The organism is Nakamurella sp. UYEF19, from assembly GCF_040546275.1.
Lineage (GTDB): Bacteria > Actinomycetota > Actinomycetes > Mycobacteriales > Nakamurellaceae > Nakamurella.
On record NZ_JBEPNO010000017.1, the window covers coordinates 82,085 to 97,371 of the forward strand.

The following is a 15,287-nucleotide window of genomic DNA, read 5'->3' on the forward strand; positions in this document are numbered from 1 at the left end:
AGAGTCCCACAGGCCCCCGACAGGCCCGCCCGGCATCGGGAGAACGTCCGTCGGGATGGCAGAGAGATCCCATCGGGCACCCGTACGATCCCGACGGCGCGCGGCCGGGGCGCCCCCGGACGCGGATGAACATGGTGGATGATGGACCGATCATGACCGTCTTCCTGGTGCTCCTGTTCCCTCTCCTGTTGATGGTGTTCGCCCTGCTGATGAGCCGTGTCGAGGACCGACTGCGCCCGGCCACCGTCACCGAGGACGAGGTCGGCGAGTTCCTCGACCAGGCCCGTCCGGAAGAGGTCAACACCCTGATCCGGGAGGGCTGGACCGGCGCGCTCGCCCGCTTCCGCCTCCGCCGTCGGCCGAGGGACCGCAAGATCCGCAAGGCCTGAGGACGGCCGAACCGCCGGCACCCAACGAGGACACGATTGCCGCTGGCTCCCCCAGGGTGTGCGGAAGTCTCCGGCCGTGGTGGAATGTGACGCACGCAATTGCTGATCAGGAGGACACGTGGAAGAAACCCTTGCCAGGGCCGGCATCTTCCAGGGGGTCGACCCCGAATCGGCGCTGGCCCTCGGGTCCCAGCTGGAATCGGTCGAGTACCCCCGCGGCAGCGCGATCTTCTCGGTCGGCGAACTCGGTGATCGTCTCTACGTGATCCTCTCCGGCAAGGTCAAGCTCGGCAGGAATTCACCGGACGGACGCGAGAACCTGCTGGCCATCATGGGTCCGTCGGACATGTTCGGAGAACTGTCCGTCTTCGACCCCGGTCCGCGCACCTCCAGCGCCACCGCGGTGACCGACGTCCGCCTCGCCACCATGGACCGCGCCGCCCTGCGCGAATGGATCGCCAAGCGGCCGGAGATCGCCGAGCAGTTGCTCCGCGTGCTCGCCCGCCGTCTCCGGCGGACTAACAACAACCTCGCCGACCTGATCTTCACCGACGTGCCCGGCCGGGTGGCGAAGGCCCTGCTGCAGCTGGCCCGTCAGTTCGGCCAGCAGGAGGGCAGTCATCTGCGGGTCACCCACGACCTGACGCAGGAGGAGCTGGCCCAGCTGGTCGGCGCTTCGCGGGAGACGGTGAACAAGGCTCTCGCCGATTTCGGACACCGCGGCTGGCTCCGCCTGGAAGGCAAGAGCGTCGTCATCCTGGACGCCGAGAGGCTGTCCCGCCGCGCCCGCTGACGCGCTTTTCTCAGGCGCCGGACGTTCACTCGTTGGAGTTCACTCTTTCGTGTCGGTGAATTTCGGGGTCAGCCCTCCACAAGAGGCGATCCTCGTGATCGGACCGTGATCTTCGCTCGTCCCGGGGGGCCACCGTCGGGTGGTTCGTCCGCGTTCGGTCACGCCGTCTTGGCCAGCACCGTGACTGTCACCGAGGCGGTCACCGTCACCGATTCCGGCAACCGGGCGATCGTGCCGGCAAGGTCTGCGGGATCCAGATGACGGGCACTCGGTCCCATCCGCACCAGGGCCGAGACGTCCCGGTGCGACATCGGCATCTGGAACTCCACCCGTTCCCGGGTGGTCGGGTCCAGCAGCCCCGCGAAAGCCACGGCGATCCGTTCGGCCTTGCCGTCATCGACGGTCAGCATGCCGAGTTGCTCACGGAGTTCGGCTAGGTGTGACGGCTCCGGCGTCACCACGCCGAGCACCCCACCGGGTGCGAGGACCCTGGTGATCTGCGCGGGGTCCCGAGGGGCGAAGACGCTCAGGACTGCGCGCACCGCACCACTGCGGACCGGCAACGGGGACCAGGCATCGGCCACCGCGCTCACCACTCGGGGATCCGCCGCCGCCCGGCGGGCCGCGTACTTCGACGAGTCGAGGGCGATGCCGGAACCGCCGGGGCCCAGCCCGTCCAGTACCGCTCCGAGGTAGTAGCCCGTGCCGGCCCCGATCTCCAGTACCGGTCCCGCCACGGTCGCTGCCGATGCGCCGGCCCGGACCACGGCCTCGGCCAGGGCCCCGGCGATGCGCGCGTAGTGTCCGGCACCGAGAAAATCCACGCGGGCGGACACCATGTCCGGGCTGTCCGCGGTGTCGGTGCGCGAGGCGGCCCCCAAGAGGGCGACGTACCCCTGTTTGGCGACGTCGAACGAGTGCCTGTTGGTGCAGAGGAACGAACCGTCGCCCTGGACCAAGGGTGAACCGCAGTGCGGGCAGGCCAGCGCCGATATCGCCTGTTCGGAGTAGGCGTGGGACGGGGGACGACGCGACGGATGCAGAGCGGCCGGGCGGACGTGCCCTGGCCTCACTCCTGCCCGCGCAGGTAGTGCAACTGCGCGGCCACCGACAGTTCGGCGGCCGGGCGAACGTGCGGCGCGATGTCGGTATAGACGAGATCGGTGACCTGGACGACGGTTGCCTCGCGTCCCAGCACGAGGAGGGCCGCACGTACCGAGTCCAACCGCTCCTCGCGGTGTTCTGCGTACTGCGCGCAAGTGGCGGCGAGGTCCGGTAGCTCCGGTCCGTGGGCCGGCAGCACCAGGGCCGGCCCGAGTGCGGCCAGCCGGTCCAGCGAGCTCAGGTAGGAAGCGAGATCGCCGTCAGGATGAGCGATGACGGTCGTCCCCCGCCCGAGAATGGTGTCGCCGGTCAGCACCGCCCCGTGGCCATCGCTCTCCAGCAGGTGGAAGCTGACCGAGTCGTCGGTGTGGCCCGGGGTGGCCAGCACCCGCAGCGTCCGGCCCGCGACGTCGATCAACTCGCCGTCGACGAGGGGTTTGCCTCCGCCGTGGCAGCAGCCGGGATCGGCGGCGCGGACCGGCGCTCCGGTGACTGCGGCCAGGCGGGCAGATCCGGCGGTGTGGTCCAGGTGCCGGTGGGTGACCAGGATCAGCTCCACCCGGCCCTGCTCGGCCAGTTCCTGCAGGTGGGGGTTGTCGTCCGGTCCGGGGTCGACCACCACGAGACCAGGATGATCAGGTCCGGCGAGCAGGTAGGAATTGGTGCCGTCCAGCGTCATCGGGCCGGGATTGTCGGCCAGCAGCACGCTGACGCCGGCCGCGACGCCGCGCACCGTCCCCGCCTGCAGCCAGGGTGCACCGGTGCCGTCGTTCGAGATCATCAACTTCCCTGACGTCGGAGCGAGAAGACCCGTCCGTCGACCTCGACCTGCAGTGGCTCGCCCGGAAGACTCTTCACGGTTGGCATCAGCGGGACGACGGTCCGGGTCTGGCTCATGGCCCATTGCACCGATCCGGCCTGTTGCAGATCGATCAGCATGGCCAGGGTCGGCGGCATCATCGCCAGGGTGCCGGCAGCGTGTTCGGCCAGCAGATCCGCGGGCCGGGCCCAGCGTCCCGACTCGGCCTCGGTGGTCAGCATCTGCGCGTCCTGCCCGTCGGGCAGCGCGGCGAGGAAGAAGAAGGTGTCGTAGCGGCGGGGATTGCCCTCCGGCGTGATCCAGTTCGCCCACGGCCGCAGCAGACCCGACCGCAACTCGAGCTCCTGCGTCTCGAGCACGTCCGCGAGGCTGCTGCGGTGCTCGGCAACCGCCTGCCGCTGGGTCTCCGACGCCGGACCATCGGCCAGCAGGACACCCGTCTCCTCGAACAGTTCCCGGACGGCCGCGACCACCAGCGACGACGCCTTGTCGACGTCGGTGCCCAGTGCGGCCGACCACCACTGCCGGTCGGGCCCGGTCCAGGGCACCGGTCCGCTGTCGCTGGGGTCGACCCCTCCACCGGGGAACACGGTGACCGACGGCGCGAATGCCATGCCGGCCACCCGGTGCAGGACGAAGACCTCGAGGCCGGTGGCCTCGCCGTCCCGCCGGCCCTCGCGCAACAACATCACGGTTGCCGCCGGCCTTGGCGTGATGTCGGATCCCACCCGTTCACGCTATCCCCTGTGCAGCGACCGGACATGCGCAGGCACCCACCCCGGCCTCACTAGAGTCCGGGCATGGGACGAGAGATGGTCGAGGTCGCCGATGGCGTGCTGGTCGCGACGAGCCGACGAGAGCTGACGACGTCGACGGTGGTCAGGGACAACGGCACCACGCTGCTGGTCGACCCGGCGTGGGAGCCGGACGAGCTCGAGGCGCTGGCGGATTTCCTGGAGGAGGGCGGCCTGACGGTATCCGCCGGGTTCGCCACCCACTCCCACCACGATCACATCCTCTGGCACCCAGGCTTCGGCGGCGCGCCGCGATGGGCGACCCGGGGAACGGCCGACACCGTCGCCGAGCACCGTGGCGAACTCCTCGAGTTCCTCGGACCCGACTGGCCGATGCAGCTGATGCCTCTGGTCGGCCAGGTCCACCCGGTCCCGCAGACCGACCCCACCACGCTGCCCTGGCCGGGTCCGCACATCGAGATCGTCGAGCACGACGGGCATTCCACTGGCCACGGGGCGCTGTGGATGCCGGGGACGCGAGTGCTGCTGGCGGGCGACATGCTCAGTGACGTCGAACTTCCGATGACGGACGAGACCGGCCTGGCCGCCTACGACCAGGCCTTGACGATCCTCGAGCCGTACGTCCGTCAGGCCGCCGTTCTGGTCCCGGGACATGGCCATCCGACGGGTTCGCCGCTCGAACGATGGACCGCCGACCGCCGCTACCTCGACGCCGTGCTGGCCGGCGACGAAGCCGACGACCCACGGTTGACGAACCCCGGCATGGTGCAGGTCCACGCGGCCAACCTGACCGGGCGGTAGCTCGCCCGGGTCCGCCAAGGGCCGCTGATCCGTCATGCGCGGCAGTTACCCAGCGGACCCGGGATCAAATCGCGGTCCGGGACCTTTGTGATCTCGTCAGCGGACCTCGAGGATCGCTTCCACCTCGACGGGGGTGCCGAGCGGGAGCTCGGCGACGCCGACCGCGGACCTGGCATGACGACCGGCGTCACCGAAGACCTCGACGAACAGGTCGGAGGCGCCGTTGATGACACCGGGCTGAGCGGTGAAACCCTCGGCAGAGGCGACGAAACCGACCACCTTGACCACCCGCACGACGTTGTCGACGCCGACGGCGGCGTGGGCGGCAGCGAGCACGTTGATCGCAGCCAACCGGGCGTAGGCCTTCGCGTCCTCCGGGCTCACCTGCGCGCCGACCTTGCCGGTCGCGGGCAGCTTGCCGTCGACGAACGGCAGCTGGCCGGACGTGTAGAGCATCGACCCGGACCGGACGGTCGGGATGTAGGAGCCCGCAGGCACCGCCGCAACCGGCAGCTCGATGCCGAGCTCGGCCAGCCGCTCCAGCGCTGTCATGCGCGTTCCCGCTTCAGGTAGGCCACCAGCTGCTCCGGGTTGGGGCCGGGGACGACCTGGACCAGCTCCCAGCCGTCCTCCCCCCAGGTGTCGAGAATGGCTTTGGTGGCATGGGTGATGAGCGGCACGGTGGCATATTCGTACGTCCGCCGGGAAGAGGGTGAGGTCATGCACGCAACTCTAAGGGGCGCCCTCTAGTCTGGCGCCCATGAGCGGGTGGCACGTGATCGCGGCCGTGGTCGAGGGGCTCCTGCTCGTCGTGCTGGTGCTCCTGCGCTACGACACCCTGCGGGACCGCGCCGGAACCAGCGCCGGTCGGGCCGCCCGATCGGCGCTCGTGCTGGCCGTGATCATCCCCATCGGCGTCATCGCCGTACTCCTGGTACCACTGTGGGTGGGGCTGATACTGATCGCCATCCCCGCGATCGTGGTGGCTGTGATGGCGTTGGCGAGCTGAGGGACAGATGATCTCGGACGAGGGCAGCGTGGCGGCTCTGCCGAAGAAGAAGACCACCCAGACCTGGCCGGCCGCAGCACGCCGTGCCCGGCTCCACGTCGTCAGCGGCAAGGGCGGCACCGGGAAGACCACGGTCGCTGCAGCGCTGGCCCTGGCGCTGGCCGCCGACGGCCGGCGAGTCCTGCTGGCCGAGGTCGAGGAGCGCCAGGGCATCGCCCGGCTGTTCGACGTCCCGCCGTTGCCGTACGAGGAGCGCAAGATCGCGGTCGCCGCCGGTGGCGGCGAGGTGCGGGCACTGGCCGTCGACATCGAGGCCGCCCTGCTGGAGTACTTCGCGATGTTCTACAACCTCGGTTTTGCCGGCCGTTCGCTGAAGCGGATGGGGGCGGTCGAGTTTGCGACTACTCTGGCCCCCGGGCTGCGCGACGTCCTGCTGACGGGCAAGGTCAAGGAGACCGTCACCCGCCGAGGTGGCGACTCGAAGCCGATCTACGACGCCGTGGTGATGGACGCTCCGCCCACTGGACGCATCATCAACTTCCTCAACGTGACCGTCGCGATGGCCGACCTGGCCCGGCGCGGTCCGATCCGCAACCAGGCCGACGGAGTGGTCGAACTACTGCACTCGGCCGACACCGTCGTCCACCTCGTGACGCTGCTGGAGGACATGCCGGTGACCGAGACCCTCGAGGCCATCACCGAGCTGCGCGCGCAGAAGTTGTCGGTCGGTTCGATCATCGTCAACGCCGCGACGGTCACCCACCTCGGTGCCGCGTCGCTGAAGCCCGCGGCGGAAAACAGGCTGGACCTCGGGCGACTGGCCTCCGGCCTCGCCTCCGCCGGTATCGATCCGGACCCCGACCTGCTCGCCGGGCTGGCCAACGAGACCTCGGACCACGCGGTCCGGGTGCTGGCCGAGCAGCAATGCCGCGAGCAGCTGACCGCCGTCGGCGTGCCGCTGCTGTCGCTGCCCCGGTTGGTCGACGGCGCCGACCTCGGCGGCGTCTACGAGCTGGCCGACCACCTCGCCGAGCAAGGGGTTGGAAGGTGAGTGAGCATCGCAGCGAGGCACGAGCGAGGAGCGGAGCTCATCCACTGATGAGCGCCTGCGCGAAGAGGCAGGTGATTGGACGATGATGGCCAGGGCTCCGCTGGATCTGGAGAAGGTGCTGAACGACCCGAGCATCAGGGTGGTGGTGACGTGCGGCTCGGGTGGGGTCGGGAAGACCACGACCGCCGCGGCGATGGCGATCTACGCGGCCGACCAGGGCCGGAAGGTGGCCGTCCTGACGATCGACCCGGCCCGGCGGCTGGCTCAGTCGCTTGGCCTCGGCGAACTCGACAACGTGCCGCGCAAGGTGGAGTTCGAGGGTTCCGGCGATGCGCCGTCGGGCGAGCTGTGGGCGATGATGCTGGACACCAGCCGGACCTTCGACGAGATGGTGTCGTCCAACGCGAACGCCGATCACGCCGCGAAGATCCTGGCGAATCCCTTCTACACCACCATCTCCACGTCGTTCTCCGGCACGCAGGAGTACATGGCGATGGAGAAGTTGAGCCAGCTGGCCGCCACCGACGAGTTCGATCTGATTGTCGTCGACACCCCGCCCAGTCGTTCGGCACTGGATTTTCTTGATGCGCCACAACGGCTCTCGTCGTTCCTGGACGGCCGGATGATCCGGCTGCTCGCCTCACCGGGCCGTGGAGTCATGCGGATCGTCGGGGCCGGATTCCAGCTCTTCGCCAAGGCGGTGACGTCGGTCGTCGGTGGCCAGATGCTTGCCGACGCAGCGACTTTCGTGCAGCTGTTCGAGGGAATGTTCGGCGGTTTCCGCGATCGCGCCCAGGCCACCTACGACCTGCTGCGCTCATCCCGGACGGCGTTCGTCGTGGTGGCGGTCCCTGAACCGGACGCACTCCGTGAGGCCTCGTACTTCGCGGATCGACTGCGCGCCGAGCGAATGCCGCTCGCCGGCCTGGTGCTCAATCGGACCCATCCGCCGATGGCGGACCTGTCACTGGCCACCACCCAGGCGGCCATCGCCGAGGTCGCGGGTTCGTCCCCGCTGACCGCGGCCGCGCTGGCGGTGCACGCCGAGAGGCTGACCACCCGGACCCAGGAACTGCGCATGCGGGCCAGACTCGACCGCGCCCACCCCGACCTCCCCGTGGTCGAGGTGCCCGCGCTGGCGTTCGACGCCCACGACCTGCCGGCCCTCCGGATCATCGCCGGCCAATTGACCGGGACGAGCTGACGGCTCAGCTCGCCGCTTCCTCGGTGGAGCTCGCCCTGGCCTCTTCCAGCATGGAGCGCCAGCTGGTGACCTCGGGGGACTTCTTCAACACCGCGCGGCGCTGACGTTCCGTCATGCCGCCCCACACGCCGTACTCGATGCGGTTGTCGAGGGCATCGGCGAGGCATTCGAGCCGCACCGGGCAGCCCTGGCACAGCTTGGCTGCGTCGCGTTGGGCGGCGCCGGTCACGAAGAGTGCATCCGGATCGGTCCCGGCACAGACGGCTCTGACCGTCCACTCCGAGTCACCGATCAACGGTGCCAACAGCGCGTCGTCGTTGGTCTCGATCACCATCCGGTCCGCGCTCACCCGACTCGACAACGAGATCGGATCAATCGCCTGCTGTGGATCCGAAACCACGGGATCCGCAACCGCGACACCGCCCGGTACCGACACAACGCTCAGCGTGGGCCTGACCATCCTGACCACATCCTTTTCCCGCCCCGTGTTGGAGCTAGCCTGACTTCGGTCGAGCACTGGAACTCTCTGACGATTGCTGACCGCCACCCCGCGCCCCATTGCGACCTATTCGTTCCGGACCGCGGGCAGGGTTTGCCCGCGCTCCAGGTGGCAGTTGAGACGCATCCAAGCGTGGCAGCGTTCCATCACGCAGGAGCAAAGATTGCGGGACCAAATACGTTCCTGACGAGGGAATTTCCGGTACCGGTCATGGACCTGTCGTCACTCTGCGTCACCATCCCCGGGAAACCTCGACCTCACCCCCGCGCCGGTACCCTTGCCGACGTGCGTGTAATAGGTGGACTCGGCCGACTGATGATCGCAACCCTGCTGGCAGGGGTGCTGATCGCCGGTCTGCTGCTGCCCTACTCCCTGGGTCTCGGGCTGGCCTCCAACAAGATCACCAATGCGCTGGCGAGCACGCCGTCGAACTCCCTGGACGGCCCCGTGCCGGAAACCAGCACGATCACCGACAGCACGGGCGCCCCGATCGCCTACCTGTACCAGCAGGACCGCACCGTGGTCCCGCTGTCGTCCATCTCGGAAAACCTCCAGGTCGCGGTCATCGCCGTCGAGGACCGCAGGTTCGTCACGCACAAGGGTGTCGACTGGCGCGGGACGATCCGGGCGCTGCTCAGCAACGCCCAGGGAGCGTCCGGCCAGCAGGGCGGTTCCACGATCACGCAGCAGTACGTCAAGAACTATCTCTTCCTGGTACAGGCCAAGACGGATGCCGAACGCGCCGACGCCATCGCCACCACCCCTGGCCGCAAGCTGCGCGAGGCAAAGCTCGCACTGACCCTCGAGCAGCACGAGACCAAGGACGACATCCTCGCCGGCTACCTCAACCTGGTCGCCTTCCTGCCGAACACCTACGGAGCCGAGGCGGCCGCCCAGCGGCTGTTCGGCGTGAACGCCTCGGATCTGACCCTGCCGCAGGCCGCCCTGATGGCCGGGATGGTCAACAACCCCAACAAGTTCGACCCCACCAATCCCGATCACGTGACCGACGCGCTGAAGCGTCGCAACATCGTGCTGGGCCTGCTGGAGAAGGACGGTTCGATCACCGCTGCGCAGCTCGCCAGGGCGATTGCCACGCCGATCGACCTGGCCAACGGCCGCAGGGCCGGAACCGGCTGCCTCCCGGCCCGCAACTCCGCCATCAACGGCTACTTCTGCCAGTACGCCCTCGACTACCTGGCCAGCGCGGGCCTGTCCACCGACACGATCGCCACCGGCGGCTACACCATCCAGACGACCCTCGACCCGGTCAAGGAAGCCGCCGCGCACAAGGCGACGACCGACCAGGTACCGGTCAACTCGGCCAACCGGAAGATCGCCAACGTGCTCGCCGTCGTCGCGCCCGGTACCCCGCGCAAGGTGGTGGCACTGGCCGCCAACCGGCCGTACGGACTCGACCCGAGCAAGGGTCAGACGGTCCAGAAACTCACCACCACGTTCGCGCCGCTGGGCGCGGGGTCGACGTTCAAGATCTTCACGACGGCAGCGGCCATGCAGGCCGGACTCGGCACGCAGTCGGTGATCCAGACCCCGGCCGAATACTTCAGCCCGCTCGTCCCGGCCAAACCGTTCCGCAACAACACCGACAACGCCGAGACCTTCCCGACGTCGATGACATTGCAGCGGGCCCTGGCCACCTCGCCGAACACCGGCTTCGTCAAGCTGGAGGACCAGCTCGGCCTGGCCAAGGTGATCGACATGGCGGTCTCGATGGGTCTGAAGAGTTACAGCCTGCCCGCCGGCGAGGTGGACCAGGCCTTCACCGACAGCACCCAGACCTACGCCCAGGTGCTCGTCTCGCAGAAGGTGGCGTCGTTCACCCTCGGGGTGACGCCCGTCAGCCCACTGGAGCTGGCCAACGTCGGCGCCACCGTCGCCTCCGACGGCGTCTGGTGCCCGCCGACGCCGATCAACAGCGTGCTGGACCGCAACGGCAAGGTCGTCGCGTTGAAGGCCGCCGCCGCCTGCTCGTACATCGTCGCCGGCCAGAAGGACGTCTCGATGGGCCTGTCCCGGACGCTCGCGCAGGCGATGGGCGACGATGTCACCACCACCGAGGGCACCGCCAACCAGTCCGCGAAGGCGGCCGGGTGGAACCTGGCGCCGGGGTACTCGGCCGGCAAGACCGGGACCACCGGCGAGTACAAGTCCTCCGCCTACCTCGGGTTCACGCCGCAGTTCAGCGCCGCCGCTCTGACCTGGGACTACCTGACCAAACCGCAGCCGATCTGCATGATCCCGCCGAACGCCGCCAAGACGGCGACCCAGACACCGCTGGCCGTCACCGGCAGCTGCAGCATCGCCCAGGCGACGAGCAGCGAAGGCAACACGACCAGCAAGCTGACCGGGATGACGGGTGGCTCGGGGCCGGCCGCCACCTGGTTCGATGCGATGAACATCATCCAGCCGAACCCGGTGCTGCTGGCACCTTCGGTGGGCACCTACGCCGAGGGCCAGCCGAACACCCGCGTGCCGGACCTGTCGAATCTGACCATCGATGCCGCCAAGGCCTCGGTGGCCTCGGCCGGTTTCAAGTTCAACTACAAGATCGAGAATCTGCCGACGTCGGCGGCGGCCAACACGGTGACCCGGCAGGACCCGCCCGCCGGGCAGAGCTCGCTGCCCGGCAGCTCCATCGACGTGTACGTCTCGGCAGGCGGAACGACCGCCGGTGGCTGATCGGAAACTCCTCGCCGCCGGATCGGTAGCCGCGGTGGCGGCCGGTGGTCTGCTCTGGTCGACCGTCATCGAGCGTCGTTGGTATGCGTTGCGCCGCGTCGAGGCCCCGGTCCTGACGCCGGGCTCGTGGCCGATCCGGTTGCTGCACCTGTCAGATCTGCACATCACTCCGGGCCAGGACCACAAGGCGGCGTGGGTCAGCGCGCTCGCCGACCTGCGCCCTGACCTGGTGATCAACACCGGCGACACCCTGTCGCACGCCGAGGCGGTACCGATGGCGATGACGGCTTTCGGCAAGCTGCTGGATGTGCCGGGGGCCTTCGTGTTCGGCAACAACGACTACTTCGCCCCTACCATGAAATCGCCCCACCGGTACTTCATCAAGTCGAACCCGCTGCCCAGAACGCCGGCCCTGCCGTGGCGCGATCTGCGTGCCGCCCAGGCCGAGCGGGGCTGGATCGACCTGACGAACCGCAAGCAGGTGCTGACCGTCCGCGGGCAGCGCATCGCGCTCGCGGGCGTCGACGACCCCCACCTGCACCGGGACCGGTACGACGAGATCGCCGGCCGAGCGGACGCAGACGCGGTGGTGCGGATCGGGGTGGCGCACTCGCCGGAACCTCTGGTGCTGGACAGCTTTGCCGGTGACGACTACGACCTGCTGCTGGCCGGGCACACCCACGGCGGCCAGCTGCGCATCCCCGGGTACGGCGCGGTGGTGACCAATTGCGGTATCGACCGGGGCCGCGTCCGTGGGCTCTCCCGGTGGGGGGCGCACATGTGGCTGAACGTCTCCGCCGGGCTGGGCAACAGCCCCTACATGCCCGTCCGGTTCTGCTGCCGCCCCGAGGCGACCCTGATCACGCTGGTGCCGCGGTCGTCGTCCGGGCCTTGAGCCCGTCGGGGCCCCTGTCGGGCATGGTGTTAGCGCGGTTCGGGTCTGTTTGCAGGGCTCGTGCCGGGATCAACTGGTTCGGACCACCCGCCCGGATCGGATAGACTTTTCAAGGTTTCACCGGGGTGTGGCGCAGCTTGGTAGCGCGCTTCGTTCGGGACGAAGAGGTCGCAGGTTCAAATCCTGTCACCCCGACCAGTGTCACCGCAGGTCAGGCCCGGTTCTCAGTCATGCTGGGGCCGGGTCTTCCTCGTTTCTGGGATCTTTTGCTTCATTTTTGCCCCCAATCTTCTGTGAACGAGCAGCACTCAGCGCTGCCGAAACGGCGTCGAGGTCGTCCGGGAACAGGTCCGCGTAGGTGTCCAGGGTCATTGCCGCGGAGGCGTGCCCGAGCATCGTCTGGACACCCTTGGGGTTGGCCCCGGCGGAGATGGCCAGGGAGGCCGCAGTGTGGCGCAGGTCGTGCGGAGTGATCGTCGGAAACAGCGGATCCGAGCTCTGGCAGCGTGCGACGGCCGGCCTGAAGGCTCTGGGTCTGAAGGTCGACACGCGGATCGGTTCGCCGGTCTCTCCGACGAAGATGTAGTCGTCGAGCCTTTTGCCCTCCATGAGCGCCGACATCGAACCCACAAGGAAGTCTGGGAAGGGAACGCTTCTTCGCTCATGGTTCTTCACCGAGTCGAGCACCTGCTTTCCACTGACCTCGGCGATTGCCTCGTACACGTCCAGCCGGCGGCGCACCAGATTGACCGCACCAACCCTGAGGGCAGCCATCTCGCCCCAGCGCAGTCCCGTGTAGGCCAGAAGGAGGACCATAGTTTCGTGGTCTGGCCGATCGGCAGTCACCACGGACCCGCCTCGACGATGAATCACCTGGGTCCGGACGGCATTGGCCAGTGCGTCGACCTGGACATGGGTCAGGTAGCCACGAGATTGGTGACGGCGTCGGGGCGGCTTGATGCCGACGAGGGGCGACGACGGGATGCGCTGATCGATCACTGCCATGTCGGTCAGGGCCCGCAGTAGACCGAGGGTGTTCTCGATGGTGGCTGCGCCCGCGCCCGCCCTCGCGAGATCCGCGACCCACGACCGGACCGCGAACGCCTTGAGATCCGCCACTGATGTCCGCGACCATCTGGGGCCGACATGCGCGTTCCACGCCGAGGTGGACTTGGCCACGGTGGTGGACTTCACTCGAGTCCGGTCTGCGGCCCACAGCTCGTACAACGCTCCCAGCGTAATTCGTCCCGCCGACGGCGCGACGTAGGTTCCGGCGAGGAGCGACGTGTCGAGGGTCGTCGCGAACTCGATCGCATCACGCTTGGTGGTGAAGCCCCGCTTGTCGGTGTACGAGCGGTTTGGCGTTCGGTAGCGCACGCGCCAACGCGTCTCACCCTTGGACGTTGCGTACTTCCTGATCGCAGTCACGACCACCTCCGATGCACCCGCTGGTCATCACGGTACGACGTGTCAGGCACCCTGGACATTGGCGTGAGTGCGATCCATTCAACTCGCGTATTGGAACCGGAGTCGGCGCGGCCCCCGGCGGTTCTTCACCTGATCCGAGTGGCCACTGGTCACCGATGCTGGCCACCTCCGGTGCCCTGACCGCGCTACGCGGTGAAAGCGCCGCGTGGCGGCTGGAAGGCAAATGGGACGGCACGCGAGCGGTCGCCGACATCGCCGGCACCGGGCTGGCGCTGCGTAGCGGCATCGACCGCGAGATCACGGCTGCCTACCCGGCACTGGCGAACCTGCTGGACCTACCAAACGGTCGGCCGGTGGTGCTGGACGGCGAGATCGTCGCCATGGACCAGACCGGCCGCACCGACGTCGTCCGGCTCCAACAACGGATGGGCCTCACCAGGCCCGCTGACATCGAGCGGATCCGTCGACAGGTCCCGATCGCCTACCTGATCTTCGATGCAATGGCCCTGGACGGCTAGTCGCTGCTCGAAAGCGTTTGGCTCAGCGGCCGCAGATCCTGGAATTCCTCCACGTCCCGGGCCCGTTCTGCATCGTTCCGCCGCACCTTAGCGGGATCCCGCAGCTGTGCTGGCGCGAACGAAAGCTGACGGTTGGGGGGGATCATCGCCAAGCGGGTTGACTCGATCTACCAGCCAGGGCAGCGGTCCCAGGCGTGGATCAAGATCAAGAACGAGTTGCTGCTTGAGGCGGCGATCATCGGTTGGAAGCCTGGCCAGGGGCGACGCCAGGATACCGTCGGATCCCCGGTGCTTGCCGGCCCCGACGGCGAACGATTCCGGTACGTCGGCAAGGTCGGCACCGGATTCACCAACAGGATGCTCCATGACCTGGCCGCTCGACTGGCCCCCACGCGCCAGGACACACCGCCGGCCGAAGTACCCCGCGCAGTCGCCTGGATCGCGGTGTGGGTGACACCGCGGTTCGTCGGCGGAGTCATCTACAGCGAGATGACCCAGCACAGCATACTGCGCTATCCACGGTGGCGCGGAATCCGCGACGAGAAGACAGTTCAGAGCATCTCCAATACGTAACCCGACGATCCGAACCCCGCCACACCCGATCTGCCAGGTCGGCACCTGACAGCGTTGAATAACAGCGAGACATCCGCAGGCGGCGACGAGGCAAGCATCCTTTGCCACGCTCGAAGAATCTCGATTCGTCACCGTCAGGTTGAAAGCCCACCATGGTGTTCTTGTAACGCGCAAGCCTAATCTGCTGCGCCACAATCGGCGTCGCCGATCGACGATTATGTCAGGCGAACCGACCTGACTTGCTTGCCTAGGCCCCGTGACCTGAAGGATAGCCATCGACGTCGTTCACCCGATCGCCGATTTCAATAATCTCGAAAATCGGACACACCGGACGGCGACCACAGGCTCGGCCCACCAACCTCTCTCGCCCACTCATTGCTGTCCCAGTCCTGGACCCGCGGCCCGGGTGCTCCTGGCCCACGTGGCGTCGTCGCGCTGCTGGGTGACGGCAGGATCACCCACCTGGGCGGGCGGTATCACTCATACCTGCGCCGTCGTGAGCCGATCGATCTCGGTTCGTTCTCCGGCGCGGCCGGGGCGGCGAACGGCAGTACTGCGATTGCGGGTCTGGACGCGGCCAACACAGGTGCTCCGCAGGACCTGCAGCGCTGGCAGAATCCGACGGAATCGCTGGTGCGCAGAGAGGCGGCTTCCACGCCTTCGCGTGGCCGCTCCGGTCGCGGACTTCGGCCTGCTCGGATACGGTCGGCGGAAGCGACACCACCCGACATGGGGGACAAATGGCAGA

Annotated in this window: 17 protein-coding genes and 1 tRNA gene; 11 read left to right on the forward strand and 7 right to left on the reverse strand. The window is 68.1% G+C overall.

The window, feature by feature from the left end; genetic code table 11:
- Nucleotides 1-152: 152 nt before the first annotated feature.
- Both ABIB25_RS20340 and ABIB25_RS20345 read left to right on the forward strand, forming a co-directional pair.
- The gene (locus ABIB25_RS20340) at nucleotides 153-389 is read left to right on the forward strand and encodes a hypothetical protein (RefSeq protein ID WP_354530342.1); all 237 of its coding nucleotides are present in this window, start codon (nucleotides 153-155) and stop codon (nucleotides 387-389) included.
- Between the two features lie 118 nt (nucleotides 390-507).
- Nucleotides 508-1,182: a Crp/Fnr family transcriptional regulator gene (locus ABIB25_RS20345; RefSeq protein ID WP_354530343.1), complete on the forward strand. Its 675-nt coding sequence runs from the start codon at nucleotides 508-510 to the stop codon at nucleotides 1,180-1,182.
- Between the two features lie 158 nt (nucleotides 1,183-1,340).
- On the opposite strand, the gene ABIB25_RS20350 is transcribed toward ABIB25_RS20345, so the two are convergent.
- The 3 genes from ABIB25_RS20350 to ABIB25_RS20360 are packed head-to-tail and all read right to left on the reverse strand — an operon-like array spanning nucleotide 1,341 to nucleotide 3,834.
- The gene (locus ABIB25_RS20350; RefSeq protein ID WP_502919866.1) at nucleotides 1,341-2,255 is read right to left on the reverse strand and encodes a putative RNA methyltransferase; all 915 of its coding nucleotides are present in this window, start codon (nucleotides 2,253-2,255) and stop codon (nucleotides 1,341-1,343) included.
- A complete protein-coding gene (locus ABIB25_RS20355; protein WP_354530344.1) occupies nucleotides 2,252-3,067 on the reverse strand; it encodes an MBL fold metallo-hydrolase in 816 nt (271 codons plus the stop codon). The genes ABIB25_RS20350 and ABIB25_RS20355 overlap by 4 nt, the downstream gene beginning before the upstream one ends.
- Nucleotides 3,067-3,834, reverse strand: a complete 768-nt coding sequence (locus tag ABIB25_RS20360) for an NUDIX hydrolase (RefSeq protein ID WP_354530345.1) — start codon at nucleotides 3,832-3,834, stop codon at nucleotides 3,067-3,069. Before ABIB25_RS20360 ends, ABIB25_RS20355 begins: the two co-directional genes overlap by 1 nt.
- 72 nt (nucleotides 3,835-3,906) lie before the next feature.
- Between ABIB25_RS20360 and ABIB25_RS20365 the strand changes: the two genes are divergently transcribed.
- The gene (locus tag ABIB25_RS20365; protein ID WP_354530346.1) at nucleotides 3,907-4,662 is read left to right on the forward strand and encodes an MBL fold metallo-hydrolase; all 756 of its coding nucleotides are present in this window, start codon (nucleotides 3,907-3,909) and stop codon (nucleotides 4,660-4,662) included.
- A 96-nt stretch (nucleotides 4,663-4,758) separates the two neighbouring features.
- Here the strand turns inward: ABIB25_RS20365 and ABIB25_RS20370 are convergent, their stop codons facing one another.
- Together ABIB25_RS20370 and sp36 are read right to left on the reverse strand one after the other, a co-directional pair.
- Nucleotides 4,759-5,214 (reverse strand): RidA family protein, encoded by a 456-nt coding sequence (locus ABIB25_RS20370; RefSeq protein ID WP_354530347.1) that lies wholly within the window; start codon nucleotides 5,212-5,214, stop codon nucleotides 4,759-4,761.
- The gene (gene sp36 / locus ABIB25_RS20375) at nucleotides 5,211-5,384 is read right to left on the reverse strand and encodes a Sp36 family protein (protein WP_354530348.1); all 174 of its coding nucleotides are present in this window, start codon (nucleotides 5,382-5,384) and stop codon (nucleotides 5,211-5,213) included. Before sp36 ends, ABIB25_RS20370 begins: the two co-directional genes overlap by 4 nt.
- 38 nt (nucleotides 5,385-5,422) lie before the next feature.
- Here sp36 and ABIB25_RS20380 point away from each other — a divergent pair, with 38 nt between their 5' ends.
- From ABIB25_RS20380 to bagB, 3 genes are all read left to right on the forward strand, one after another.
- On the forward strand, nucleotides 5,423-5,671 hold the full coding sequence (locus ABIB25_RS20380; protein ID WP_354530349.1) for a hypothetical protein: 249 nt from the start codon (nucleotides 5,423-5,425) through the stop codon (nucleotides 5,669-5,671).
- A 7-nt stretch (nucleotides 5,672-5,678) separates the two neighbouring features.
- On the forward strand, nucleotides 5,679-6,722 hold the full coding sequence (gene bagA / locus ABIB25_RS20385; protein WP_354530350.1) for an ATPase BagA: 1,044 nt from the start codon (nucleotides 5,679-5,681) through the stop codon (nucleotides 6,720-6,722).
- Between the two features lie 82 nt (nucleotides 6,723-6,804).
- On the forward strand, nucleotides 6,805-7,926 hold the full coding sequence (gene bagB / locus ABIB25_RS20390) for an ArsA family ATPase (protein WP_354530351.1): 1,122 nt from the start codon (nucleotides 6,805-6,807) through the stop codon (nucleotides 7,924-7,926).
- Nucleotides 7,927-7,930: 4 nt separating this feature from the next.
- Here the strand turns inward: bagB and ABIB25_RS20395 are convergent, their stop codons facing one another.
- On the reverse strand, nucleotides 7,931-8,260 hold the full coding sequence (locus tag ABIB25_RS20395) for a WhiB family transcriptional regulator (RefSeq protein WP_502919868.1): 330 nt from the start codon (nucleotides 8,258-8,260) through the stop codon (nucleotides 7,931-7,933).
- A 480-nt stretch (nucleotides 8,261-8,740) separates the two neighbouring features.
- Here ABIB25_RS20395 and ABIB25_RS20400 point away from each other — a divergent pair, with 480 nt between their 5' ends.
- From ABIB25_RS20400 to ABIB25_RS20410, 3 genes are all read left to right on the forward strand, one after another.
- Nucleotides 8,741-11,125: a penicillin-binding protein gene (locus tag ABIB25_RS20400; protein WP_354530352.1), complete on the forward strand. Its 2,385-nt coding sequence runs from the start codon at nucleotides 8,741-8,743 to the stop codon at nucleotides 11,123-11,125.
- On the forward strand, nucleotides 11,118-12,020 hold the full coding sequence (locus ABIB25_RS20405; RefSeq protein WP_354530353.1) for a metallophosphoesterase: 903 nt from the start codon (nucleotides 11,118-11,120) through the stop codon (nucleotides 12,018-12,020). The genes ABIB25_RS20400 and ABIB25_RS20405 overlap by 8 nt, the downstream gene beginning before the upstream one ends.
- A 121-nt stretch (nucleotides 12,021-12,141) precedes the next feature.
- Nucleotides 12,142-12,218 (forward strand) — tRNA-Pro (locus ABIB25_RS20410).
- A 30-nt stretch (nucleotides 12,219-12,248) separates the two neighbouring features.
- Here ABIB25_RS20410 and ABIB25_RS20415 read toward each other — a convergent pair.
- Nucleotides 12,249-13,025, reverse strand: coding sequence for a tyrosine-type recombinase/integrase (locus ABIB25_RS20415; RefSeq protein WP_354530354.1), 777 nt, complete (start codon nucleotides 13,023-13,025; stop codon nucleotides 12,249-12,251).
- Between the two features lie 578 nt (nucleotides 13,026-13,603).
- On the opposite strand from ABIB25_RS20415, the gene ABIB25_RS20420 reads away from it, so the two are divergent.
- Both ABIB25_RS20420 and ABIB25_RS20425 read left to right on the forward strand, forming a co-directional pair.
- Nucleotides 13,604-13,966 (forward strand): ATP-dependent DNA ligase, encoded by a 363-nt coding sequence (locus ABIB25_RS20420; RefSeq protein ID WP_354530355.1) that lies wholly within the window; start codon nucleotides 13,604-13,606, stop codon nucleotides 13,964-13,966.
- A 132-nt stretch (nucleotides 13,967-14,098) separates the two neighbouring features.
- A complete protein-coding gene (locus tag ABIB25_RS20425; protein ID WP_354530356.1) occupies nucleotides 14,099-14,539 on the forward strand; it encodes an ATP dependent DNA ligase in 441 nt (146 codons plus the stop codon).
- Nucleotides 14,540-15,287 lie beyond the last annotated feature (748 nt).

What these genes read in the sequence shown, in the direction of transcription:
- bagA (WP_354530350.1), top strand. Translation starts at nt 5,679, where the DNA reads ATGATCTCGGACGAGGGCAGCGTGGCGGCTCTGCCGAAGAAGAAGACC.
- ABIB25_RS20400 (WP_354530352.1), top strand. Translation starts at nt 8,741, where the DNA reads ATGATCGCAACCCTGCTGGCAGGGGTGCTGATCGCCGGTCTGCTGCTG.
- ABIB25_RS20365 (WP_354530346.1), top strand. Translation starts at nt 3,907, where the DNA reads ATGGGACGAGAGATGGTCGAGGTCGCCGATGGCGTGCTGGTCGCGACG.
- ABIB25_RS20415 (WP_354530354.1), bottom strand. Translation starts at nt 13,025, where the DNA reads ATGGCAGTGATCGATCAGCGCATCCCGTCGTCGCCCCTCGTCGGCATC.
- sp36 (WP_354530348.1), bottom strand. Translation starts at nt 5,384, where the DNA reads ATGACCTCACCCTCTTCCCGGCGGACGTACGAATATGCCACCGTGCCG.
- ABIB25_RS20395 (WP_502919868.1), bottom strand. Translation starts at nt 8,260, where the DNA reads ATGGTGATCGAGACCAACGACGACGCGCTGTTGGCACCGTTGATCGGT.
- ABIB25_RS20355 (WP_354530344.1), bottom strand. Translation starts at nt 3,067, where the DNA reads ATGATCTCGAACGACGGCACCGGTGCACCCTGGCTGCAGGCGGGGACG.
- ABIB25_RS20340 (WP_354530342.1), top strand. Translation starts at nt 153, where the DNA reads ATGACCGTCTTCCTGGTGCTCCTGTTCCCTCTCCTGTTGATGGTGTTC.
- ABIB25_RS20380 (WP_354530349.1), top strand. Translation starts at nt 5,423, where the DNA reads ATGAGCGGGTGGCACGTGATCGCGGCCGTGGTCGAGGGGCTCCTGCTC.
- ABIB25_RS20420 (WP_354530355.1), top strand. Translation starts at nt 13,604, where the DNA reads ATGCTGGCCACCTCCGGTGCCCTGACCGCGCTACGCGGTGAAAGCGCC.
- bagB (WP_354530351.1), top strand. Translation starts at nt 6,805, where the DNA reads ATGATGGCCAGGGCTCCGCTGGATCTGGAGAAGGTGCTGAACGACCCG.
- ABIB25_RS20370 (WP_354530347.1), bottom strand. Translation starts at nt 5,214, where the DNA reads ATGACAGCGCTGGAGCGGCTGGCCGAGCTCGGCATCGAGCTGCCGGTT.